Source organism: Paenibacillus sp. S25 (assembly GCF_019454085.1).
Lineage (GTDB): Bacteria > Bacillota > Bacilli > Paenibacillales > Paenibacillaceae > Paenibacillus > Paenibacillus polymyxa_B.
This window is the reverse complement of the sequence record NZ_CP073683.1, coordinates 4,055,611-4,076,778: the sequence shown is the minus strand read 5'-3', so window position 1 is coordinate 4,076,778 and position 21,168 is coordinate 4,055,611. Positions and strand designations below refer to the sequence as shown.

Here is a 21,168-nt window from a genome sequence, read left to right as displayed (position 1 = left end):
ATGGGGAAACCAAGTGGTGAATAATGTAAAGCTATCGCGGGTTTCCCTCTGGCTATATGGAGTGCGTTGATTTGTGTCGAAGAGATCTCTACGCTTCGAATTAAGTATTGGAGGTTGCTCCAGAAAGATATCCGGCAAATTGTTACGGAGCAGTTTTCGGAGTACAGGCACGGATGGGCACCTGCCTACATACAATAAACAGACCGCAAGCCCGGTAAGTAACAAAGGCCGGTAAGTTCGCAACTACCTCAGGAGGTGTCATCCGTGCCCGGACTATTTAGCGCTATCGCTCTGTTCATCAAGGAATTGACGCTACTCGTTTCCTACGTGAAAAACAACGCCTTTCCGCAGCCATTGACTGAGAAAGAGGAAGCTCGACACCTAAAGCTGTTTGCCGAAGGCAATGCACACTCCCGTAACACACTCATTGAGCACAACCTACGGCTGGTGGCCCATATTGTGAAAAAATTCGATAACACCGGCGAAGATTTGGAGGACCTTATATCCATCGGCACCATTGGACTGATCAAGGCCATCGAAAGCTTTCAGACCGGGAAAGGCACCAAGCTGGCAACATTTGCAGCCCGTTGTATAGAAAATGAGATTCTGATGCATTTGCGATCTCTGAAAAAAACACGCAAAGACGTATCTCTCCACGATCCTATAGGGACTGATAAGGAAGGCAACGAGATTACTTTGATTGATATCCTCGGCACCGAGGCGGACGATATTGTAGATAAAGTACAACTCAAAATTGAGAAGAGTAAAATCTATCGCAACCTGGATATTTTAGATGAGCGTGAAAAAGAAGTGGTGATCGGCCGCTTCGGCCTGGAAGCCGGAGGAGAAGAACGAACACAGCGGGAAATTGCACGAGAACTGGGAATTTCGCGCTCGTACGTGTCACGAATCGAAAAGCGCGCGCTGATGAAGTTGTACCATGAGTTTTACAAACAGAAGGGATAAATGACAAAGGAGATACGTAGAACTCCGCAGTATTTGAAGGCCCTAATCAGGGCCTTTTTTCATTACTTGTATTTCGAGTAAAGTTCAAAAGGGTATGGGTAGAGTGCAGGATCATGATTATGATTATGATTATGGCATCAGCTGGACGAATATCTTACGGAACGCGGACGTAGCGGCGAGTCTAAATTTTCTCACGATGACTCTACGAGAAAATTTGTTTATACTTTAACTACTTAATAGTGAATGCAATGGATATGAGGTGGAAGCTAATGATTCTGGTAAGTTCGTGTTTGGCGGGCATGAAGGTACGATATAACGGGACCGATAGCCTGAATGTACATATTCAGAAGTTGGTAGAGGAAAAGAAAGCTATGACAATCTGCCCTGAGCTTTTGGGGGGCTTTGTGACTCCGAGAGAGCCTGCTGAGATTGTTGGAGGGACAGGTGAGGATGTGCTGAACGGCACAGCCAAGGTGGTCGAGTTTTCAGGCAACGATGTCAGCGATATGTACATTAGAGGTGCGTACGAAGCCTTGAATATAGCCAGAGAGGTTAACGCAACACTTGTTGTTTTAAAAGAAAACAGCCCGTCCTGCGGATCAGCAGCAATATATAATGGGTCATTCGAAAACCGTAAAATAGCAGGTAACGGGGTAACCTCGGCTTTGTTAAAAAAGGAAGGCTTTAAGGTCATATCGGAAGAACAAATATCGGATATTTTCTTGGATTAGAATATATAAGAGTAGATCAAGCGCCTTGCTAGCTTACAGGCTTATACCTGCGAGCGCAAGACGCTTGTTTGTGCTATGTGCCGCTATACGAATAGACATCACATTATTTAAGCTTTAATGCAAGAATTCCTAGGTATTCCTTGAGGGCTGTTCCGGTTGTAGACATGGCCCCAGCAGACGGCGAGAGCTTGCCAGCATACAGTGACAGCTTTTCACTTGCCAGATAGTCGGTAGGATAAGCTATGGCCTGCACGCCTGCACGCTGAAATTCCAGTGCAGCACGTGGCATATGGAAAGCGGAGGTCACCAGAACAGGTCTAGTGAGTTGATGTTTTTCCAAAATTCGGGATGTATACACGGCATTTTGCTGTGTGTTCAAAGAACGGTTTTCGATCAGGATGTCCTTTGCCGGAATACCGAGTCCTAGTAGCTGCCTTTGCGCAATATTCGCTTCATTACCACTGTCTCCAAACACTTGCCCGCCGGAGAAAAGAATGGGTAAGCCTGTTGCTTCGTGCAATCTGGCCGCAGTGAGCAGACGATTGGCCGCAGATCCTAGCAGATTGCCTTGTCCATTGATGTCGGGGGTTCCTTCTGTGGCTCCACCCCCAAGTACGACAATGACATCGCCTTGAATAGTACGGGGCTGTGGGTACTGTTTTTCCAGGCTACTGATTAACAAATCTCCAGCCAAATTGGTCGAGGAAACATACAGCAGCAATGTGACAAGAAGCAGTACGACCGCAGGTATACGTGCCCTTTTCCATAGCCAGATCACGAGCCCTGCCATCACCAGGATGAACAAACCGGGAGGGAGCACAAAGCTGTACAAAAATTTGATGATATAAATCAAATGCAGACAACCTCCTATCCTTATAAGCTTTATCTATCTTTTTGGTATATTGTAACATAGGAAAATGACTGGATTCCTCCGTCCGAAGACATACCTCGATGAACAAGCGGGCATGAAAGGTAGAGCTTTCCAATACATATTTTTTGTTTGATAAAGTTGTTCTGCAGGCGTAGTATATAAAGTCTAGTGATTTTTTTCATAGAGGAGCGATAGCGTCATGGGAGAGTTAACGACAGCCAAGCGGATGATGATGATCGCGCTACTGGTTGTATTGTGGGGCATTTCTTGGCCCATTTATAAAGTGGCATTGGAATTCACACCTCCATTGTTGTTTGCAGGGCTACGTACACTGCTGGGCGGTCTGCTATTAGGAGCAATTTTAGTACCGAGATGGAATCGCATTCGTTGGAAAGAAAATTGGCGGGTGTATGCTATTTCAGGTATTTTTAACGTGGTACTGTTTTATGGTCTGCAAACAGTGGGACTGATGTACGTCCCCTCCGGCTTGTTTTCTGTGCTGGTATATCTCCAACCTGTGCTTGTCGGTATTTTTGCATGGATGTGGCTAGGAGAAGCGATGTCCAGACTTAAGGTGATTGGATTGATCATCGGATTTTTGGGCGTTGCAGCTGTCAGTGTCGGCGGATTTTCAGGGCATGTGGCTGTGGCAGGTGTAATCATTGCTATTATTACAGCTGTGAGCTGGGCATTGGGAACGGTATATGTGAAAAAGGTAAACCAGCGTGTGGATTCGCTGTGGCTTGTTGCATTTCAATGTACGCTGGGAGGCATCGTGCTGACAGGAGCTGGAACGGTGACGGAAAACTGGTCAGATATCGTATGGAATGTCCCGTATGTGTCAGGGCTGGTATTCGGCACGGTGCTGGGAATTTCACTTTCCTGGTTGCTGTATTTCACACTTGTTAATTCAGGGGATGCGAGCAAGGTCGCGTCTTATACGTTTTTGGTACCTGTGATCTCGGTGTTTGTAAGCTCGTTGGTGCTAGGCGAAGCGATTACAGCTTTCCTGCTGATCGGGTTGATCTTAATCGGGCTTAGCATTTATCTGGTTAATCGTAGAGCGAGAGCAGTACAACAAGCTTGAGCGTAGTAGCTGAAACAAAGAACTTGAAACATAGCAACAACAAGGGACTCTTGCACAGTAGCAGGGTCCCTTTTTATATGCCGACAAGAGACACAGCTAAGTGGGCTATGACCTACTGAATTCGAGAGTGCAAGGGGTTTTCTCCCTGGGGAGTTGGTTAAGATTATGATATGGATGACAGCATACAACCAAGCAAAGAAGGGGGATACGGAAGATGGGACGAAAATTATTGATTACAGGAGCGGCGGGCACAATTGGGAAAGCATTATATGAAGGGCTACAAGCGGAAGGTAAATATGAAATAACCGCCACTGATGTGAAGAGGAACGAAGAGGCAGGGATTGTAGAAATGGATATACATGATGCTGCACGACTGGATGAGCTTACGCGCGGAGTGGATACGGTACTGCATTTTGCATGGATCAAGGATGAAGGGGATTTCCTTGGCAAAGTGCTGTTTGGCAATGTTAGTGGAGCCTACAAGCTGTATGAAGCTGCGGTGAAAAATGGGGTAAAACGCATTGTTTTTGCCAGTTCCAATCATGCCACAGGGTTTTATAAAGTAGGCGAAAGCATAGATGTAGAAGATCCCTACCGACCAGACAGTTATTATGGCTTGAGCAAGTGCTACATTGAATTGTTGGGACGGCTGTATGCCGATCAGGGCAAAATATCTTCCATTAATATCCGTATTGGAAATTTTCCTGGGGATGATCGACCCCATTCGGAGCGCGCCGCTCATATTTGGATCTCCGAGCGCGACATGGTCCGTCTGACCGTCTGCTGTATCGAAGCTCGTCCGGAGATGAGCTATCTTAATTTGTACGGTACGTCAGCCAATACGGATAATTATTATGACATTGGCTACTTGGAAGAACAAATTGGGTATAAGCCTCAGGATAACGCCGCCGAGCTGCTGGAGCAGGCCAAGAAATCCGGATTTCGGATAAAACAGGATGAAACCACATTCCAGGGTGGGCAAAAGGAATAGAGTAGATCGTTCAGATATGCTTTGTGAATGGGCTTAAGGCGTCGATCAGACGCCTCTTCCGCAATGGGCGCACCTCTGGCGGGAGTCTACAACTTTATTTTTTACTGACATCTATTTCAAAATCTCGTTATTCTCAAATACAAAATGGTTAACGATGTGCATTTAATCGCGCAGCATCGCATGTTATAATAGCCTCACTAATGGAAGAAGAGGGGAAAAATGAATAAAGAGACATCTGAAAAACAGCTATTCTATTTGGATGGCCTTAGGGGACTCGCGGCATTTGCCGTGGTTATTTCGCACTATATACAAGTATTTTATCCAGCTGCGTTAACTGGAAAACCGCAACAAGCTCATTTTGAATGGGATATCTGGTACGGACATTCTCCGATTAATTTATTTTTTAATGGACAATTTGCCGTTTGTTTGTTTTTTGTGCTAAGTGGTTATGTGCTCAGTGTCAAAATGTTTGAAAAAGAGCTCGATAGTGAGACCTTTCTAAAATTGTTGCATTCCAGCGCCCTACGAAGGTACATTCGGCTTGCCGTGCCGGCAGCGGTATCCGTATTGCTTGTGTATCTAGCAATTATTACGAATGCCTTTTATCTCCAAGATATATGGGGAACAACATGGACGGATATGAAAAAGAACTATTACGCTTTAGATACAAATATATATACCGTTATCAAGGCTGCTATTTTTGATCCGTTTTTCCGTTTTGAAGCACATCCTTACAATCCAGTCCTTTGGACAATGTGCTATGAGCTATTAGGTTCTTTTTTGATATTCGGTTTTCTTGCTTTATTTGGACGAGTAAAAAAAAGATGGATTGTGTATGTGGTCTTATCCATTGCTTTTATTCAAGCCTATTTTGTCGCTTTTTTGTGGGGAATGCTGCTTGCTGATTTGCTCAAGCACAAATGGGTCCAAAGTAAAATAATGAAAGTACTTGTGCTTTTAGTGGGGATTTACTTAGGTTCGGCGCCTTATACTTCATTAATGGGGACTATGTATGAACCTATAGAAGTGTGGACAAAAAATATCAATGAATGGATTCAATTTGACATCGACCCACGACTTCTTGCACGAACCCTGGGTTCTGCTATGATTTTGTTTGCTCTGATTCGTTCAAAAGTGCTGCAGCATGTGTTTGGATGGAGACCTTTTGTTTATTTAGGACAGATTTCATTTTCCCTTTACCTCATTCATTTCACTTTCCTAAATACGTTCTCCGCGTTCCTGTTTAGTAAAGTAATTCATTTTTTTAATTATAATCTTGCCTATGCAATTACGTTTCTGGTTTCCATGGTGCCTCTATTTATTTTGTCGCATTATTATATGAAATATATTGATCAAGGTGCATTAAAACTAGCTCGAAAAGTTGAAAAAAAGATGACCGCTTACAAAAAAACGCAGAGTTGAAACCGACAATACTGCGTTTTTTGGTGGTAGATTACCTAAGCTTATTCCAGACCTTCAGAGCAAAGAACTCCAAAAAAGCGATTCAATGAGCGTGAACTTATTGACAAGGATCTCGTCGAAAAATGTAAGAGTCTCGTTTTTTAAGAGGGATTTTTTAAAAAAAGTGGAAGTAAAATAAAATACTATTATATAAGGAAATAATGTCGTTAAATGTCGTATAATTGGTTATTTGGTAGAATATAACCTGTTATGTTATGATGTTAGCGTATTCAAAAAAATATAATTATATTGAGAGGAAGTTATGAGAATGAGAATGACAAACAAATTTATGAAGATTATTGGTACTAGTGCATTATCTATTTCTCTTATTACTGGGGTTGCTGGTGCTGTTTCGGCAAATGAAAATACAGCATCCAAAGAAGGAAATGAAGCCATTGGAATTTTTGCAATCCAAAACAATACACTAGATTGGAATTTATCAAATAATACTACTGCAGACCCATCTACTTCATGGACAGTACAGAGTGGATATCCACATATTAATATGTATGTAAAAAATACAGGGGCAAAATCTTTTAGAGTTGAAGTAAAGCATAATACTAAGGGTACAATCATCTTTAATAAAACTATTGCAGCAGATGGAGTAGGAGTAAATTTCATAAATAATGATAGTAATCCACTTGTTCCTTCAGGTACTTACACAGTGACTATTTACGGTGGATCAGGTGTGCCAAAAGGAACAGTTATACTTAAAGCTTCTGACACTCCTTGGTAAGCGTTATAATCTTGCAATGGGGCTGTCCCAAAAGTCATAAATAATGACTGAGGGCCAGCCCCTTTCTCATTTTTGTAAAACAAAAAGAAACCTTTCCTAATGGAAATGGATGGGCCTATATCGGTATTTTTCTAGGAGCCTTATCAAGGCAATGGGAAACCAGAGGAACAGGTTGAGTTCCTGATTGAACTTTTTTCTAATCTTTCTCTTCATGTTCGTCCGGTTTTCCCCTCAGATGAAGCGATGGTTAAAAGTTATATCGGAGATGATGACCGAAGCACTTAAACGGCGCAAGATAAAGGCTATATGGGCCCAGTAGCTTCAAACAAATCGAAGAATAAAGCGGTATATTATTTGCTGGAGAACGTTTCTAAATAATAAAGGCGTTTCCGGATTGCTCTGGAAACACCTTTATATATAGGAGGCTCTATTAGACTGAAATTGGCTTCCAAGATGGATTAGTATAGCAAACCGTTTGGAATCCCATTCCATTGTTACTTCTGAAAGCAAATCATGCGAAGCATCGCCACCGTTTTGTTTCGAGTACAGGTGTTGTTCGATCCAGCGAATTCCGTCTTCAGGGACAACGGGCTTCTCCCAGCGCTTTTCTATAAAAATTTGATCGAAGAAAGCTATCTTGAACTTTAGTTGCAATGTGTTCAATATAATTTTGAGCACCTGGGGGAGCATAGAAGTTACCACTACGGTAATCAACCTTCTTTCTCGTATATCCTCATCCTGACCTACGCGCAGTTCTACGTCACATTTATATACTGTGACTTCCCCTTTGTCATTAGGAACTAAACTTCCCCCAAGGTAAGGCCACTCAAACCTATAAATACCAGGCTTATAATGTATAATCTCTTGCTTCATAAGACATACTTCTCTTTTCTCATTGAACAACATATTTTGCACTTCTACTATACTTTACTAGACACTGATTCGAGAAACGACGTCAAAAACACATTTTACATTTATAACTCAACTGGCTGAAGGCAACAAATCGTATGGATCAAGCCGGCAACCTTTAATTTTTACCCCAACTGGGCCAGCTACATGCCAATCTGCGGCAGCCTGCTTACAGTAAAACTAAGTATTATTTACCCACATCAGACGGCTTTATATTTTCTCAACGGTTTCTGCTCTTCATTAATATAAGGAAAGTTATCCTTTACTGGAGAGACTGCTGTATCACTGAAAGTAAATATCAACTAAAACTTATACAAATCCTCACCAGTCTTTGGCTTCTTAGAAAGAGTTTTATTGTTCTTCCTACATATTTTTAAGGGAAACTTTTATTGATCCTCAGTGATTTCGTGTTCTGTAGGGCCTTTAACTACTTCACTGGTAACTCCTTTAATAGCTTTTAAGCCAATCCATTTCAATGACTCAGGGACTACTATCTGGTTTGTTGCATAAAGGAGATAGGTAGCTTGGCTGTCTAATGCCAGCTTTTGTGCGTAAAACTGTTCTACTTCTGCAAATGATCTAGTTATTCTGTAGCCCTTCTTCTTAAAGTCACGCTGAATGGTCTCACTATAATCACAGTTAAAGACCCTTGGATCTAGGGTAGTTATTAGTCCGTAGTCACTGATATCCGAATAAGCCTACCTGCACCCTGAGACAGTTTCGTCATCATATGAGAACAACGCCTGCTTTTTGAAAACGTCCTCGAGACCTTCACCAATGAGCTTTAAATAAGGATCATCTGGAACGGGGAAGGGCAGACGAGAAAAAATGACGGATACAAGGGAAGTACTGGCAACTGAGAAACCTGAAAAAAACTCCCACTGCCCAGAAGTACACTACGCTCGTATTCTTTAAACTGCTTTGTCAGCTGCTCTACGCCGCCTTCATCTTACCTCAGCAGTGATTACACCAATCGAATCACAAATATCCTTTAGAGGTTCTGCTGCGCCCTGCATATGCTGTTTGATGTAGAGAGCAGTAATGTTCTACCATCGGTAAGGTTTAATAATTTTTGATAATGCTTCACTGGTTTTCAATCCATCGATACCTTGATTACGTGGATCATGAATGGATTCCGGAATATAAACTAATGCTTGTTTGTCGTACTGGAACGATTATTGCGGCATCATTTTTAGTTCTACTAATTGTCGGGGGAGGCACCACTGATTCAAAAAGCTAGTGAAGTCGCTATTTGTGGTTAAGGTGCCAAAGATCCCTTTCGATTTGTTGAAGCTTTTCGAACGTATGGGTCTAAGGGGTAGCGACCTTGGAGTGATTCACAAGTTTCAGCTGCTATATGGGGATATCTTCCTAAATCACTCACATTAGATTTGAATCTTTTTGCCAACTTTCCTGGAAAACGTTCTTTGTTACCAATGGCTTTCAGATCTCTGATAGAAATAGCATCTTCCATTCGAGATAAAAAGTTTTCTATAAAATCATGGGTTTCATCAATAATCATAATACCTGGATCAACAGGAATGACAGGAGGGGTCGGTGCTTCCTGAAGTCGATTTAAGGCTGAACGGATAAGCTACTCTTGATTCGTTATGATCAGTTGATTTTCTCTTGATAAAAATTGGTTTCTGTGTTGAGCTGTGGGACAGCTCCTGAAAAAAGGGCAACGCTCGCACTCCCGTTTAGATCATTAAGACTGACTTTCTTCCAATCACTTTCTTTGATTTCGCCAAGTGTATTTTCGAATTCATCTCGCTGTCCGGTTCGGTATTACATAAAACTTCACAAATATCCGAATTGTTCACTCTTCAGGACACTCCTTTGTTCATGAAGCATGAGAGGCTTCACTTTTCATTTTGAATGCGCTTACATAAAATATAGTTATACGGCGGCGGTGCTACAAACCTCGCTGTCGGTAACATATATAGAGGGGGAGTGACCCACATTGAATCAGCCTATGCCCAAAAATTCTGCAATGCTTACAACGGATTCCCGCCTGAACGGTATGAGGTTGGGGAAAGGAAGGAAACACGGTTTTTTCTATGAACTATTCCGCAATCGGGTATTATTTCTGATGTTATTGCCCACTTTAATTTTTTTCTTCATTAATTCTTACATTCCTATGGTAGGTATTTATTATGCATTTACCCAGTTCGACTTTAATACCAGCCTGTTTGATGCTAAGTTCGTCGGACTCCAAAATTTTCGTTTTCTATGGCAATCCGGCACGCTGACTAAATTGACATTGAATACGGTCGGATACAATGCAGCGTTTATTTTACTCGGTAACGTATTAGCGATTGTTCTCGCTATTTTCCTGAATGAGCTGCGAGGGCGTTATTTTAAAAAGATTGCTCAATCCGTGATGTTCCTTCCTTATTTTGTTTCTTTTGTTATTCTAAGTGTCATCGTGTATAACATATTTAATTATGATAATGGTTTTCTGAACACGCTGTTGCTGCAATTTGGTGGTGAACGTGTGGATGTATATAACAAACCATGGGTATGGATTTTCCTGATTATTCTGTTCTATTTATGGAAGAATCTCGGCTATAGTATGGTGATCTATCTGGCTGCGATAACGGGTATCAGTGATGAATATTATGAGGCAGCTAAAATGGATGGGGCCAACATTTTTCAACGAATCTGGTACATTACCGTTCCTATGCTTAAATCGACATTCGTTGTGCTGCTGTTATTTGCGCTTGGTAGTATTATGAAAGGTCAATTTGATCTTTTCTATCAGTTAATCGGCAACAATGGGGTGCTGTACAACACGACTGATATTTTGGACACTTATGTGTACCGTTCCTTGAAAGTGACTTTTGATGTGGGTATGGCTTCAGCGGCAGGTGTATATCAATCAATGTTCGGCTTTTTATTAATCATGACCGTGAACTACATCATCCGCAAGTTGAACGACGAGTATGCCTTATTCTAGAAAGGAGGACCCAAACGGATGGCGATCAAAGAGGATTTATACACTCATATTTTTAAAATTATTTCTTATGTGATTATCATTATTGCTTCCATCGCTTGTTTACTCCCGTTCCTACTTATTATTTCGGCTTCACTGACCAGTAATGAATCGATTATCAAGGATGGATATCACTTTATACCTCAGCAATTCTCACTGGAAGGTTACCGGACGGTGTTCACCTTTCCTAAAGAGGTATTAAGGGCGTACGGAGTGACGATTTTCACCACGGTTGTAGGTACTTCGTTGGGGTTATTTCTAATGACGATGGCAGGATATGTGCTGGCACGTAGAGATTTTAAATACCGTAATGCGTTTTCATTCTATATTTACTTCACGACGCTGTTTGGAGGCGGGTTGGTACCTTGGTACATTATGATGACGAAGTATTTAGGATTACTTGATACGTATACAGTGCTTATTTTTCCGGGATTGATGACCCCGTTTCTAATTATTTTAATGAAAAATTTCATTCGTTCCTCCATGCCAGAAGAGCTATTCGAGTCGGCTAAAATAGACGGTGCGGGTGATTTCAAAATTTATTATCGGATTGTACTGCCTTTATCTACGCCGGGTATTGCCACTGTAGGTCTCTTTCTGGCCTTGGCTTACTGGAATGACTGGTTCTCATCCTCACTCTTTATCAATGATCCGCATAAATACCAGTTGCAATATTATCTGTATAATGTAATTAACTCTATGCAATTTATCGCTCAAATGGGTGCAGGTACTGGCGTAACCCTATCTAGCGATATGCCGACAGAGTCGACCAAAATGGCAATGGCTATCGTGGTTACTGGGCCTATCTTATTTCTGTATCCGTTCGTACAGCGATATTTTGTTAAAGGCTTGACCATTGGTGCGGTAAAAGGCTAAAGTGACACTCAAGGGATGGCATGACGTGCTGACGTTATGCCATCTAAATAAGAAACATTGTAAGCGTTTTAATTAGACTACCATTTCAAAGGGAGGATTCACATGACATTTACAAAGAAAAGAAAACAACGCATGTCCATCCTGATTGCAGTAATGGTCATTATGGCACTATTAGCTGGATGTGGAGGCGGCAGCGGGAACAGCGCTCAAAAGGCAAATGGAGAGGATGATAAATCCCAGAAGGTACAGCTTCAATTTTATATGCTGGGTGATGCTCCTAAGGATCTACCTAGCATCGAGGCGGAGATTAATAAATTAGCGGAAAAGGATCTGAATACTACCGTCAAATTCAACTATACGACATGGACAGATTGGGATCAGAAATATAAACTGTTGCTGTCTTCTGGTCAACCTATTGACCTGATTTTCACTGCTGACTGGACGCAGTATCAAGCTTATGCGAAGAAGGGCGCATTCCTGCCACTAGACGATTTGCTGCCTAAGGCCGCACCTACCTTGCAAAAATTTGTGCCCCAAGACATGTGGGATGGAGTTAAAATCGGAGGCAAAATTTATACTGTGCCTGGCACGTATAAAGAATATGTCACAAACGGTTTTGTATGGCGTGAGGATTTACGTGAGAAGTACAATTTGCCTAAACCGACAGATATGAAGAGCTACGAAGCTTATATGGATGGGATACGTCAGCATGAGCCCAATATGAAAACCGTATCTCTAAACAGCGATATCAAGGGAAATCTGCATGACCGATATACTGAATTAGTAACAAAAAGCGTGGGCGCACTGCCTTACGGTATCGGTATTAAATACGAAAAACCATCAGAGGTATATAAATATTGGGGCTCGGATGAACAAAAGGAAGAGTTGAACACTTACAAACGATGGGCAGATAAGGGATTCATTCCTAAAAACGTATTGAATGTAAAAGATACACTTCAGGATCAAGTGACGTCTGGTAAAGCAGCGAGTATTTTCGGTGACAATCCAACCCGGTTTAATGATATGGTCATTAAGCTCAAAGCATCTCATCCAGACTGGAAGCTGGATTACTATCCATTCCCTCTGACGACAGGCTATGCAACTCCAGTGCATCCGATTCATAACGGCTTTGCGATTCCAAAAAGCAGTCCGAATCCTGCGCGTGCATTGGCCTTTTATGAAAAGCTGGTGACGGACAAACGCTATAACCTGCTCACTCAATACGGCATTGAAGGCAAAAACTACGAAGTCAAAGATGGTTACTACCAAATGATAGGCAGCGGTAGCACTAATGGATTTTCACGTGAAGGTATGAATAGCTGGGCTTGGCGTAACCCGAAATACATGCTTTTTGATTCAGGATTTGACCGTGTGAAGAAGATTTTTGCCGAGCTGGATAAAATTCAGAAGCCCGATATATTTACTGGCTTTGCAGAGGACTACACAACCTACCAAGCAGAAAAAGCAGCTCTAGAACAGGTTGAGAAGCAATATCTGTATCCGCTCCAAGCTGGACTGATCGACAATGTAGATCAAGGCTTGCAGACCTTCTTGCAAAAGGCAAACCAAGCTGGTTTGGAAAAAATTCAAACCGAATATACAAAACAATGGGAAGCCTATGTAAAGGAGAAGGGAATTAAATAAAACATAAAGAATTGTGATAAAGAAAAAAGCAAGTTTCCAGAAAGTTGGAGGCTTGCTTTTTTTAATGTCAGTCTATTTTTTTGAGAGCAATGTTCCGTTCTCGGAGCAGACGTGTAGAGCAGTTTACTTATTGCGCATTTGCTTTAGAACGGCGAAAATCTGTCGGTGTTACGCCCAAGCTACGTTTAAACATACGATGGAAATAAGAGCTACTCGCAAATCCGGTTTGTTCTGCTATGTCAGCTACGGACCAGTCGGTCTGTTCCAGCAGCTCACAGGCCTTGCGAATACGGAGTTGCTGGATAACGTCCACGATAGTTGACATGGTCTGTTGCTTATATAGCCTACTGATATAGATCGGCGACATATCCAGCTCTTCCGCAATCTGATTGAGACAAAAATTGGGATCCGTATAGGCTTGCTCCATTCGTTCATTAATTTGCCGTACCAGTCGTTCCTGCTTCGTGTTTCGTTTTTCCGAAAGACTGGAGCGAATATGATCAAAGACCAATTGATAATGATCAATAAGATTCTCAGCGGTCTCTAACCGATCAGCGGATGGTAATTCAGGTTTAGATTCTATAGCAAATCCATTGAGCTCACTGATATGCCGAACAGCATTATTTACACTCATGATGAGCCGGGATATCGCCACTTGAACAGAGGAAAAAGGATATTTTTCCATATGCATCAATAATTCTTTGAACATACTGTGTGCATCCTTTGTATGACCAGACAGTAGCATATCTAACATTTTTTTCTCTTTATCGGCTGGATATACGTAAGTATTTTGGATATCCCCGTCTGTAGTGTTTTGCGCATTAATAATGCATCTGTGCCCCTGAAAAAATCGGTGCATAGATGCGTCTTGTACTTGGCGATACAGCAGATGCAGCCGTTCTGGTTGACTTGTGATGGCACTGTAAGTCAGTGAAACGCTCAGCTTCAAATATTCAAAGCAAGCTTCACGTATTTGGCGTAATAAGGTTTCTAGCAGTACAGTGTCTGTATGCTCTGCGGGATCGAGAATGTTAAGCATCAGCAGTACACTGTCCTCATCCATATCAACGGTCTCCACCTGGTACGTCTGTCCGCATATTTCAGAAGCAATGTTCATGATTGCAAACTTATAGGGTAGCAGATCAGGTCCACGTTCGCTTTGCCATCGGGTATATTCATCTATGCGTAGCAGCACAAGGCGGTAGTCTTTGTCAAACTGGAACGTAATTCCAAGCTCGCGCAATCGTTCCGGTTCTTCACCGGCAGGAAGATTTCGGATTCCCCGGATCACATTTCTTAAAATGTTTTGGCGGATCGTGTACATACTGTTTCGTTTCTCCGATTCCAGTGAATTCATATGCACAACAATTTGGCCAATAGGCGTATACAGCATTTTGGACAGCAGCCAAGAAGCCACGAATCCTGCCAATGCAATGATGGCGGCTATCAGTAACATCGCATTACGAATAACACTCGCCATTTTGATAACGCTTTCATATGGTGTGACACTAATATACTGCCAACCTAGTCCATCCGGAGAGGTGTAGGAAATGAGTGATCTTTTACCATGAAAGTCTTCTACAAAATAGCCTGTTTCTTGTTTTTTGACTCTCGTGTGCAGCCATAGCTGTTCTTTTTCGTTCAAAGTTTCGTCTGTCAGTGTTGTACCAGACAACAGTCTACCCTGATCGTCTAAAATATAAGCTGTCCCGCCTGAGATTGGATTTGCCGCCATTTCCTTGTTCATCCATGCCGCCGACACATTCACAATCACAGCCGAATTTATTGCTTCGTTCGAGTTAATTGCGTCATAACATAAATACGTATAGGCTGCGATATGTGGGCTTGCTTGCTCTACTTCAGCTCTGGAGTCTGAGGCAGACAGCAGCGGATACGTGCGTGGAATAGGCGTAAAGGGTTTATAGTCCTGATAATGATCCAGCACGCGAATGATATCTGTATCAGCTAGTTCATGTTTGCTGAATAACCCGTTTTGACCTTGTGAGGACGCAATGTAGAAGGTGCCGCTTTTAGGGTTAAACACGTAGATGGATTCGATATACGGCATGGAGTTAAGATAATTGTTCAATTCGGTCATGGCAGCGGTTACATCATATACATTAGGTTTTGGATAATACAACAACTTGGACAGGGTACTGCTGCGATACATTTGGAATGCCAACGATTGAGCAATAGATGTCATGTTAATAACCTCTCTGCTTCTCAACGTCAAGCTGTTGTGATTGGCCTCGAATGCCTGCTCCTTTTCCACGCGAATATAGTAAAAATAATACACAGTGGTGGATACCAGCAATGTTAGCGTAATACATAACGTAATGCTGACCAGCAATTTGCTGTGAAGCTTGTGATGCTTTTTGAAATTGCTCATATGAACAGGCCTCCTGTCTGTGTGCACGTAGCTGTAAAGTACACCCTATTTATGTATTCATTATACGTGTGATCTTGTGAACAGGACAGTGAACAAACCGATTCTTTGTGAAAAATAATGATTTTTTCGTAAAAAGGCCAGGAACACTTATACGCATTGGATTGCGTCGGTTCCCGGCCGGGTTTGTCTATTCAAATAAAAGAAGGAAAGATGACGGTACTGCAATTAGTCAGGAAATTGAACGTTACCTTTAACGATATAGGCTCCGCCTGTACCATTTTCCGCTAGAGCTGGGATTGTATCGTTCAGGACGACACCGCGAATGTCCGTAATTCGTATTTTCAGAGGTTGTTTTCCTAGGTTAGTACCTAGAAAGTGGTTGTAATCCTGTTTTTCGAGATTGAGCCATTGTCCGTTTTGTTGGACTTCCATCTTCAAGACCGGATATTTATGATTGCGTACTTGAATAGCTGCCCACCATTGGCTGCTGCCTTCTTTAATGCGGTAGGAGACATTGCCGTTAACCGGAGCTTTGACAACTTTCCATGAAATATTGATTTTTCCGTCTATTTGATTGCCAATCAGGTTGAACGCGTTTGGGGACAGATCGAGCGCGCCACTTGGACCTTCAGGGTAAAGATCAGTTACATATACGGTTGTTTTCCCTTTGGGACCTTGAACTTCCAAATAGGCTCCAGCTAATGCAGCTTTGATTCCGTTATAATTCAGTTGTGTGCGGTTAAGCGCTGTAATTTTGGCATCCGAAGGGATGGGATCAAGCAGTAATGCCCCTCCAGAGTAACCTGATCCCGTATATGTGGCGTACCCCGTGTATGTATCATTCCAAGCAGCTGAAGCGGGAAGGGCGAATAATATAAGACTTAGCAACGATGTCAGACCGATGGTTTTGAACTTTCGGAACGTCGATTTTTTTTGCATAAGCATTTCCTCCTTATTCATTTAATAGATTCATATAGTAAATACAAACACTATATTACCTAATATTTCAAATTGTACAATAGGACTTTGAGGCAAAAAGAAAATATTGAAGATGTTTGTCAACATACTCATAGGCCATATGTCTTGTTTTTTGGAAAATGGTTGAACAGTGCTCTTTTTCGCAGAAAGTTTGCAGGGCAGCCGATAAGGTCAGGAAGATGTTGCCTTATAACAGAGGGCAGGGCTGACTGGAGAGTAAGGACAGAGGAGGGGGTTAATAATGGGGACGAATGTCTTTTATGTACCGCAGTAAATTTGATGGGAAGCGGATGCCTGTTAGCGGACAATGCCATGAAAGATGTGTGTGCCCCTGGCAATCCTTTTCAGCCGACCCAAGAGGAAGTTATTACTTTGTTCCAAAAAAATACTTTGGAGCGATTAAACTAGGACTTTTGAATGAAGTCTTTTAAATAGAATAAGCGAACTATTGTTCTCCTTTTGTTTGTCGTATACAATCGAATCATGCTGATTCAAATGGAGTGATGTTGAACTCTGTTGTATGCTGCAACGAAAGGATGTTTTGCACCATGATGGGAAGAGCCCATTTGATTATTGGAACCGGGGTCTCCCTGTCGGTATTAGCTCTAAGTGGATACGAAGTGACCCCGGCTGCCGTGGCAGCTGCTGTGGTCGGTTCACTGTTGCCGGATATTGACGAGCCTAACTCCATGCTCGTGAGCCGAGCGCTACCAACCAAAATGCTTAGGCTCGTACAGCTTCTAATGATTGGGGCTGCTGGTTGGGTATTTTTCACCCGTTTGGCTCCACCTCCATGGAATCTTGTGTTGGCTTTGCTGATGATCAGTGCTTCTTTTATGCCTTCACGATCCATGCGCAAGGTTATTATCTTTTTAATTGGTATCGGCCTAGCCTGGTATGGAGAATCATATGCACCTTGGAATTATATCGCCGGGTGCCTGCTGATCATTTGTACGCTAGTCCCACACCGGGGGTTGACACATACGGTATACGGGACCGTCGCATGGACTGCGCTGCTTTATGGTACGACACGTTTGCACGGTGACAGCATATGGCTGGCTGGAGGTATGGCGTACTTGCTGCATTTACTGGCAGATTCCTTGACGAATAATGGAATTAAACCTTTGCCGCCGTTTAAATGGAAGCTGCGATTTAAATTGATGAGTACTGGAACCCGGAAGGGAGCTAAGGTAGAAAACGTCTGCATTGCTTTAACTACTGTACTTGTAGTGATTGCTTTGCTTCGTTATAAGCATTTGATTTGATATGTTCTATCTTTTGTTTCTATTAAATTAAAAAAACAGTCAATGCACATTGTACGTGTCTTGACTGTTTTTTATAGATTGCGATTCTCTGTTACACCTTAAGCTCGTTCAATAATGGTATTCAGCGTTGTACGATCCAGATTTTGAACCAGCTTGATAATCAGCTCTTTGGCTGCATCATAATCATCAGTGTGAATAATGGACGAGGAAGTATGGATGTATCGTCCGCAGATGCCTATGACGGTGGATGGCACGCCAATTCCGCTCAAGTGCACTTGACCTGCATCGGTTCCCCCTGTGGAGATGAAATATTGATACTTGATTTTGTGAGTTTCCGCCATGTCTTGCACGTATTCCACAATCCCGCGATGTGTAATCATACCCGGATCAAATACCCGCAGCAGTGCGCCTTTACCGAGATGCCCGTAAGCATTCGGGTCGCCGCCCATATCGTTGGCCGCACTGCAATCCAGTGCAAAGAATATATCCGGCTGAATCAGATTGGCCGCTGTGCGTGCACCACGCAGTCCCACTTCCTCTTGAACAGTAGCCCCCGCATACAATGTATTGGGAAGCTTTTCTTTTTCTTTATGTAACGCTTCAAGTAGTTCAATAGCCAAGCCTACACCGTAGCGGTTATCCCACGCTTTAGCCATGATTTTTTTAGGGTTTGCCAGTGGAGTGAAATCACAGATCGGCGCAATGGCCGTTCCTGGTACGATCCCCAGATCTTGCGCTTCTTGTCTGCTGTCTACACCGATATCCAGATACATATGCTTGATGTCCATAGGTTTGCTGCGTTGCGATTCATCCAGCAAATGAGGCGAGACAGAGCCAACTACACCGATAACTGGGCCTTTTGGAGTCAATACTTGAAGACGTTGTGACATAATGGCTTGGCTCCACCAGCCTCCAACCGGCTGAAAACGAATCATTCCATTTTCCGTAATACCATTCACAATAAAACCGACTTCATCCAGATGGCCTGCCACCATTACACGTGGTCCACTCTCTTGACCGCGTAGCACCCCAAAAAGACTGCCCAATCGATCTTGAACGATTTCATCGGTATAGCCGGATATCCGTTCCTTAACCCATGCCCGCAACTCACGCTCATGCCCAGGAATGGAAGGAAACTCCGTTAAGGTTTTAAACAATTCCAATGTTTTTGATTCCATGCTGTATACCTCACTCCTTATTAATTAACCAGTGGTCGTCATGTATTTAGTATGAATGGATTTGTACGGAATGTCCACGATATCATTTTCCGGACATAACATTTCTCCAAAAAGCTCATAATGAAAAAGACCCAAGCAATTCGAACCGCCAAGCGCGAAAACTTACAGACAAGGGGTGGTGAATGATGCCAGCTAAATCAGGGCAGCGCGGTTTTCGTACCAATACGTCGCCGCTGTCCATAAATGAGAAGGACTATCAGAATATTTCACAAAAGCATGAACCCTCGAGAAAAGTATTTGCCAATTGTGTGCGCGCTTTTCTGGTTGGAGGCGGGATATGTGTGATTGGACAGGCGATTCAAGAGGCTTTTATGGCAGGAATGCACATATCAGCCAAGGAGGCCGCCCCGCCAACCTCATCCATGATGATCTTGCTGGCGGTCATATTAACCTGTATAGGGGTTTACGATAAGGTTGCCCAATGGGCGGGCGCGGGAACCGCTGTGCCAATTACAGGCTTTGCTAACTCCATGTGTTCGGCTGCATTGGAATATCGTTCTGAGGGACTGGTGCTCGGAGTGGGCGCGAATATGTTCAAGCTGGCAGGCTCAGTTATCGTATTCGGGGTGGTGGCCGCATTTATCGTAGGCGTTATATATGCCATCCTTGGTGTGGGAGGCAATCACTTATGAGAAGACAGGGAGGACAAACCTGGAAGTTTGAATCAAGACCGCGCATCATTGGAAGTGCCACTGTTGTGGGCCCGGATGAAGGAGAGGGGCCGTTGTCCACAGATTTTGATTATATTTATGACAATATAGAAATCAACGAGAAAACCTGGGAAAAAGCGGAACGTAGATTGATTGAGCATTCTACAGAGCTGGCGCTAATTAATGCCAATTTGAACAAAGAAGAAGTACAGTTTTTTATTAGTGGTGATCTGATGAATCAGATTATCAGTAGCTCTTTCTCGGCTAGCAAGCTGGCCATTCCCTATTTGGGTGTTTTTGGAGCCTGCTCAACATCAATGGAAAGCTTAGCCTTAGCCGCACTTATTGTGGACTCAGAGGCCGGTGACTACGTGATGGCAGGTACGACGAGCCATAACTGTACTGTAGAAAAACAATTCCGCTATCCTAATGAATACGGATCACAGAAGCCCCCTACGGCTCAGTATACTGTTACCGGTTCCGGAGCCGCAATTGTAGGACATGCCAAGTCAGGGACGGTGGTGGATTGTGCTACCATTGGACGTGTAATGGACATGGGCATTAAAGACCCCTTTAATATGGGCGGAGCCATGGCTCCCGCGGCTGCGGATACGCTGTTGTCTCATTTTCGAGATACTGGCCGTGACCCTGGTTACTATGATCTCATTGTAACGGGCGATTTAGCCTCAGTGGGGCTACCGATTGCCAAGGAGCTGCTCAAAAAAGATGGATTCGATATGAATCAGACGGAATTTAATGATTGTGGTTTACTGATTTACGATATTAATAAGCAAAAGAAAGTCATTGCAGGAGGCAGTGGTTGTGGTTGCTCGGCTGTTGTAACCTATGGGCATTTGTTGAAGCGGATCGAAAAAGGAGAGCTGCAAAAGGTACTGGTCGTAGCGACCGGAGCGTTATTATCTCCTTTGACTACACAGCAGGGTGAAAGCATTCCTTGTGTTGCACATGCTGTAGCTTTTGAAGCGGGAGGAACGGTATGATATTTCTATGGGCTTTTTTAGTGGGTGGTGCCATTTGTGTCGTAGGCCAGTTGATGATGGATGTGTTCAAAATGACGCCGGCACATACGATGAGTACGTTGGTAGTGGCAGGTGCAATTGCTGATGCTGTTGGGATATACGATCCGCTTATTAAATTTGCAGGGGCGGGAGCGACCATTCCAATTACCAGTTTTGGTAACTCACTTGTACACGGCGCATTAACCGAGTTGGAGAAGGACGGATGGCTGGGTGTCATTACAGGGATCTTTAGTCTGACAAGTGCAGGAATTTCCTCTGCGATTATTTTCTCTTTTCTGGCATGCTTGTTTGTTCGTCCAAAAGGAAGTATATAAAAGCAGCGGACTTTAGATTTGACATAG

19 protein-coding genes are annotated in these 21,168 nt (G+C 43.0%); 13 read left to right on the top strand and 6 right to left on the bottom strand.

Translation table 11 applies throughout. The features are described 5' to 3' along the window. Positions 1-264: 264 nt before the first annotated feature. The gene (gene sigK, locus KAI37_RS17775; RefSeq protein WP_013311218.1) at positions 265-966 is read left to right on the top strand and encodes an RNA polymerase sporulation sigma factor SigK; all 702 of its coding nucleotides are present in this window, start codon (positions 265-267) and stop codon (positions 964-966) included. A gap of 269 nt (positions 967-1,235) precedes the next feature. Beyond that, on the top strand, positions 1,236-1,697 hold the full coding sequence (locus KAI37_RS17770; protein WP_220029910.1) for a 2-thiouracil desulfurase family protein: 462 nt from the start codon (positions 1,236-1,238) through the stop codon (positions 1,695-1,697). A 103-nt stretch (positions 1,698-1,800) separates the two neighbouring features. Here the strand turns inward: KAI37_RS17770 and KAI37_RS17765 are convergent, their stop codons facing one another. Beyond that, entirely contained in the window at positions 1,801-2,550 is a 750-nt protein-coding gene (locus KAI37_RS17765) for a YdcF family protein (RefSeq protein ID WP_220029909.1), read from the bottom strand. Positions 2,551-2,767: 217 nt separating this feature from the next. On the opposite strand from KAI37_RS17765, the gene KAI37_RS17760 reads away from it, so the two are divergent. The 4 genes from KAI37_RS17760 to KAI37_RS17745 all read left to right on the top strand — a co-directional run bounded on the left by KAI37_RS17760 (position 2,768) and on the right by KAI37_RS17745 (position 6,843). Continuing rightward, on the top strand, positions 2,768-3,655 hold the full coding sequence (locus KAI37_RS17760) for a DMT family transporter (protein ID WP_220029908.1): 888 nt from the start codon (positions 2,768-2,770) through the stop codon (positions 3,653-3,655). A 214-nt stretch (positions 3,656-3,869) separates the two neighbouring features. Beyond that, positions 3,870-4,646 (top strand): NAD-dependent epimerase/dehydratase family protein, encoded by a 777-nt coding sequence (locus KAI37_RS17755; protein ID WP_220029907.1) that lies wholly within the window; start codon positions 3,870-3,872, stop codon positions 4,644-4,646. A gap of 219 nt (positions 4,647-4,865) precedes the next feature. After that, on the top strand, positions 4,866-6,068 hold the full coding sequence (locus KAI37_RS17750; RefSeq protein WP_071641902.1) for an acyltransferase family protein: 1,203 nt from the start codon (positions 4,866-4,868) through the stop codon (positions 6,066-6,068). A gap of 307 nt (positions 6,069-6,375) precedes the next feature. After that, positions 6,376-6,843 (top strand): hypothetical protein, encoded by a 468-nt coding sequence (locus KAI37_RS17745; protein ID WP_233901748.1) that lies wholly within the window; start codon positions 6,376-6,378, stop codon positions 6,841-6,843. Between the two features lie 411 nt (positions 6,844-7,254). Here KAI37_RS17745 and KAI37_RS17740 read toward each other — a convergent pair whose 3' ends face one another. Together KAI37_RS17740 and KAI37_RS17735 are read right to left on the bottom strand one after the other, a co-directional pair. Continuing rightward, the gene (locus KAI37_RS17740) at positions 7,255-7,716 is read right to left on the bottom strand and encodes a hypothetical protein (protein WP_158659116.1); all 462 of its coding nucleotides are present in this window, start codon (positions 7,714-7,716) and stop codon (positions 7,255-7,257) included. Positions 7,717-9,010: 1,294 nt separating this feature from the next. Then, a complete protein-coding gene (locus tag KAI37_RS17735) occupies positions 9,011-9,274 on the bottom strand; it encodes a hypothetical protein (RefSeq protein ID WP_158659115.1) in 264 nt (87 codons plus the stop codon). A gap of 441 nt (positions 9,275-9,715) precedes the next feature. On the opposite strand from KAI37_RS17735, the gene KAI37_RS17730 reads away from it, so the two are divergent. From KAI37_RS17730 to KAI37_RS17720, 3 genes are all read left to right on the top strand, one after another. Further along, positions 9,716-10,711, top strand: a complete 996-nt coding sequence (locus tag KAI37_RS17730; protein WP_071641900.1) for an ABC transporter permease — start codon at positions 9,716-9,718, stop codon at positions 10,709-10,711. A gap of 18 nt (positions 10,712-10,729) precedes the next feature. Continuing rightward, a complete protein-coding gene (locus tag KAI37_RS17725) occupies positions 10,730-11,623 on the top strand; it encodes a carbohydrate ABC transporter permease (RefSeq protein ID WP_071641899.1) in 894 nt (297 codons plus the stop codon). Between the two features lie 102 nt (positions 11,624-11,725). After that, the gene (locus KAI37_RS17720) at positions 11,726-13,267 is read left to right on the top strand and encodes an extracellular solute-binding protein (protein WP_071641898.1); all 1,542 of its coding nucleotides are present in this window, start codon (positions 11,726-11,728) and stop codon (positions 13,265-13,267) included. A gap of 127 nt (positions 13,268-13,394) precedes the next feature. Here the strand turns inward: KAI37_RS17720 and KAI37_RS17715 are convergent, their stop codons facing one another. Next, a complete protein-coding gene (locus tag KAI37_RS17715; RefSeq protein ID WP_071641897.1) occupies positions 13,395-15,656 on the bottom strand; it encodes a helix-turn-helix domain-containing protein in 2,262 nt (753 codons plus the stop codon). A 225-nt stretch (positions 15,657-15,881) separates the two neighbouring features. Next, positions 15,882-16,595, bottom strand: coding sequence for an expansin ExlX (gene exlX / locus KAI37_RS17710; protein WP_071641895.1), 714 nt, complete (start codon positions 16,593-16,595; stop codon positions 15,882-15,884). 587 nt (positions 16,596-17,182) lie between these two features. Here exlX and KAI37_RS17705 point away from each other — a divergent pair. After that, a complete protein-coding gene (locus KAI37_RS17705; protein WP_013311208.1) occupies positions 17,183-17,899 on the top strand; it encodes a metal-dependent hydrolase in 717 nt (238 codons plus the stop codon). Between the two features lie 98 nt (positions 17,900-17,997). Here KAI37_RS17705 and KAI37_RS17700 read toward each other — a convergent pair whose 3' ends face one another. Then, the gene (locus KAI37_RS17700; protein WP_023989539.1) at positions 17,998-19,077 is read right to left on the bottom strand and encodes a M42 family metallopeptidase; all 1,080 of its coding nucleotides are present in this window, start codon (positions 19,075-19,077) and stop codon (positions 17,998-18,000) included. A 185-nt stretch (positions 19,078-19,262) separates the two neighbouring features. Here KAI37_RS17700 and spoVAC point away from each other — a divergent pair, with 185 nt between their 5' ends. The 3 genes from spoVAC to spoVAE are packed head-to-tail and all read left to right on the top strand — an operon-like array spanning position 19,263 to position 21,141. Then, positions 19,263-19,769 (top strand): stage V sporulation protein AC, encoded by a 507-nt coding sequence (gene spoVAC / locus KAI37_RS17695; protein ID WP_023989538.1) that lies wholly within the window; start codon positions 19,263-19,265, stop codon positions 19,767-19,769. Then, positions 19,766-20,788: a stage V sporulation protein AD gene (gene spoVAD / locus KAI37_RS17690; RefSeq protein ID WP_023989537.1), complete on the top strand. Its 1,023-nt coding sequence runs from the start codon at positions 19,766-19,768 to the stop codon at positions 20,786-20,788. The genes spoVAC and spoVAD overlap by 4 nt, the downstream gene beginning before the upstream one ends. After that, positions 20,785-21,141, top strand: coding sequence for a stage V sporulation protein AE (gene spoVAE, locus KAI37_RS17685; protein WP_013311204.1), 357 nt, complete (start codon positions 20,785-20,787; stop codon positions 21,139-21,141). The genes spoVAD and spoVAE overlap by 4 nt, the downstream gene beginning before the upstream one ends. Positions 21,142-21,168 lie beyond the last annotated feature (27 nt).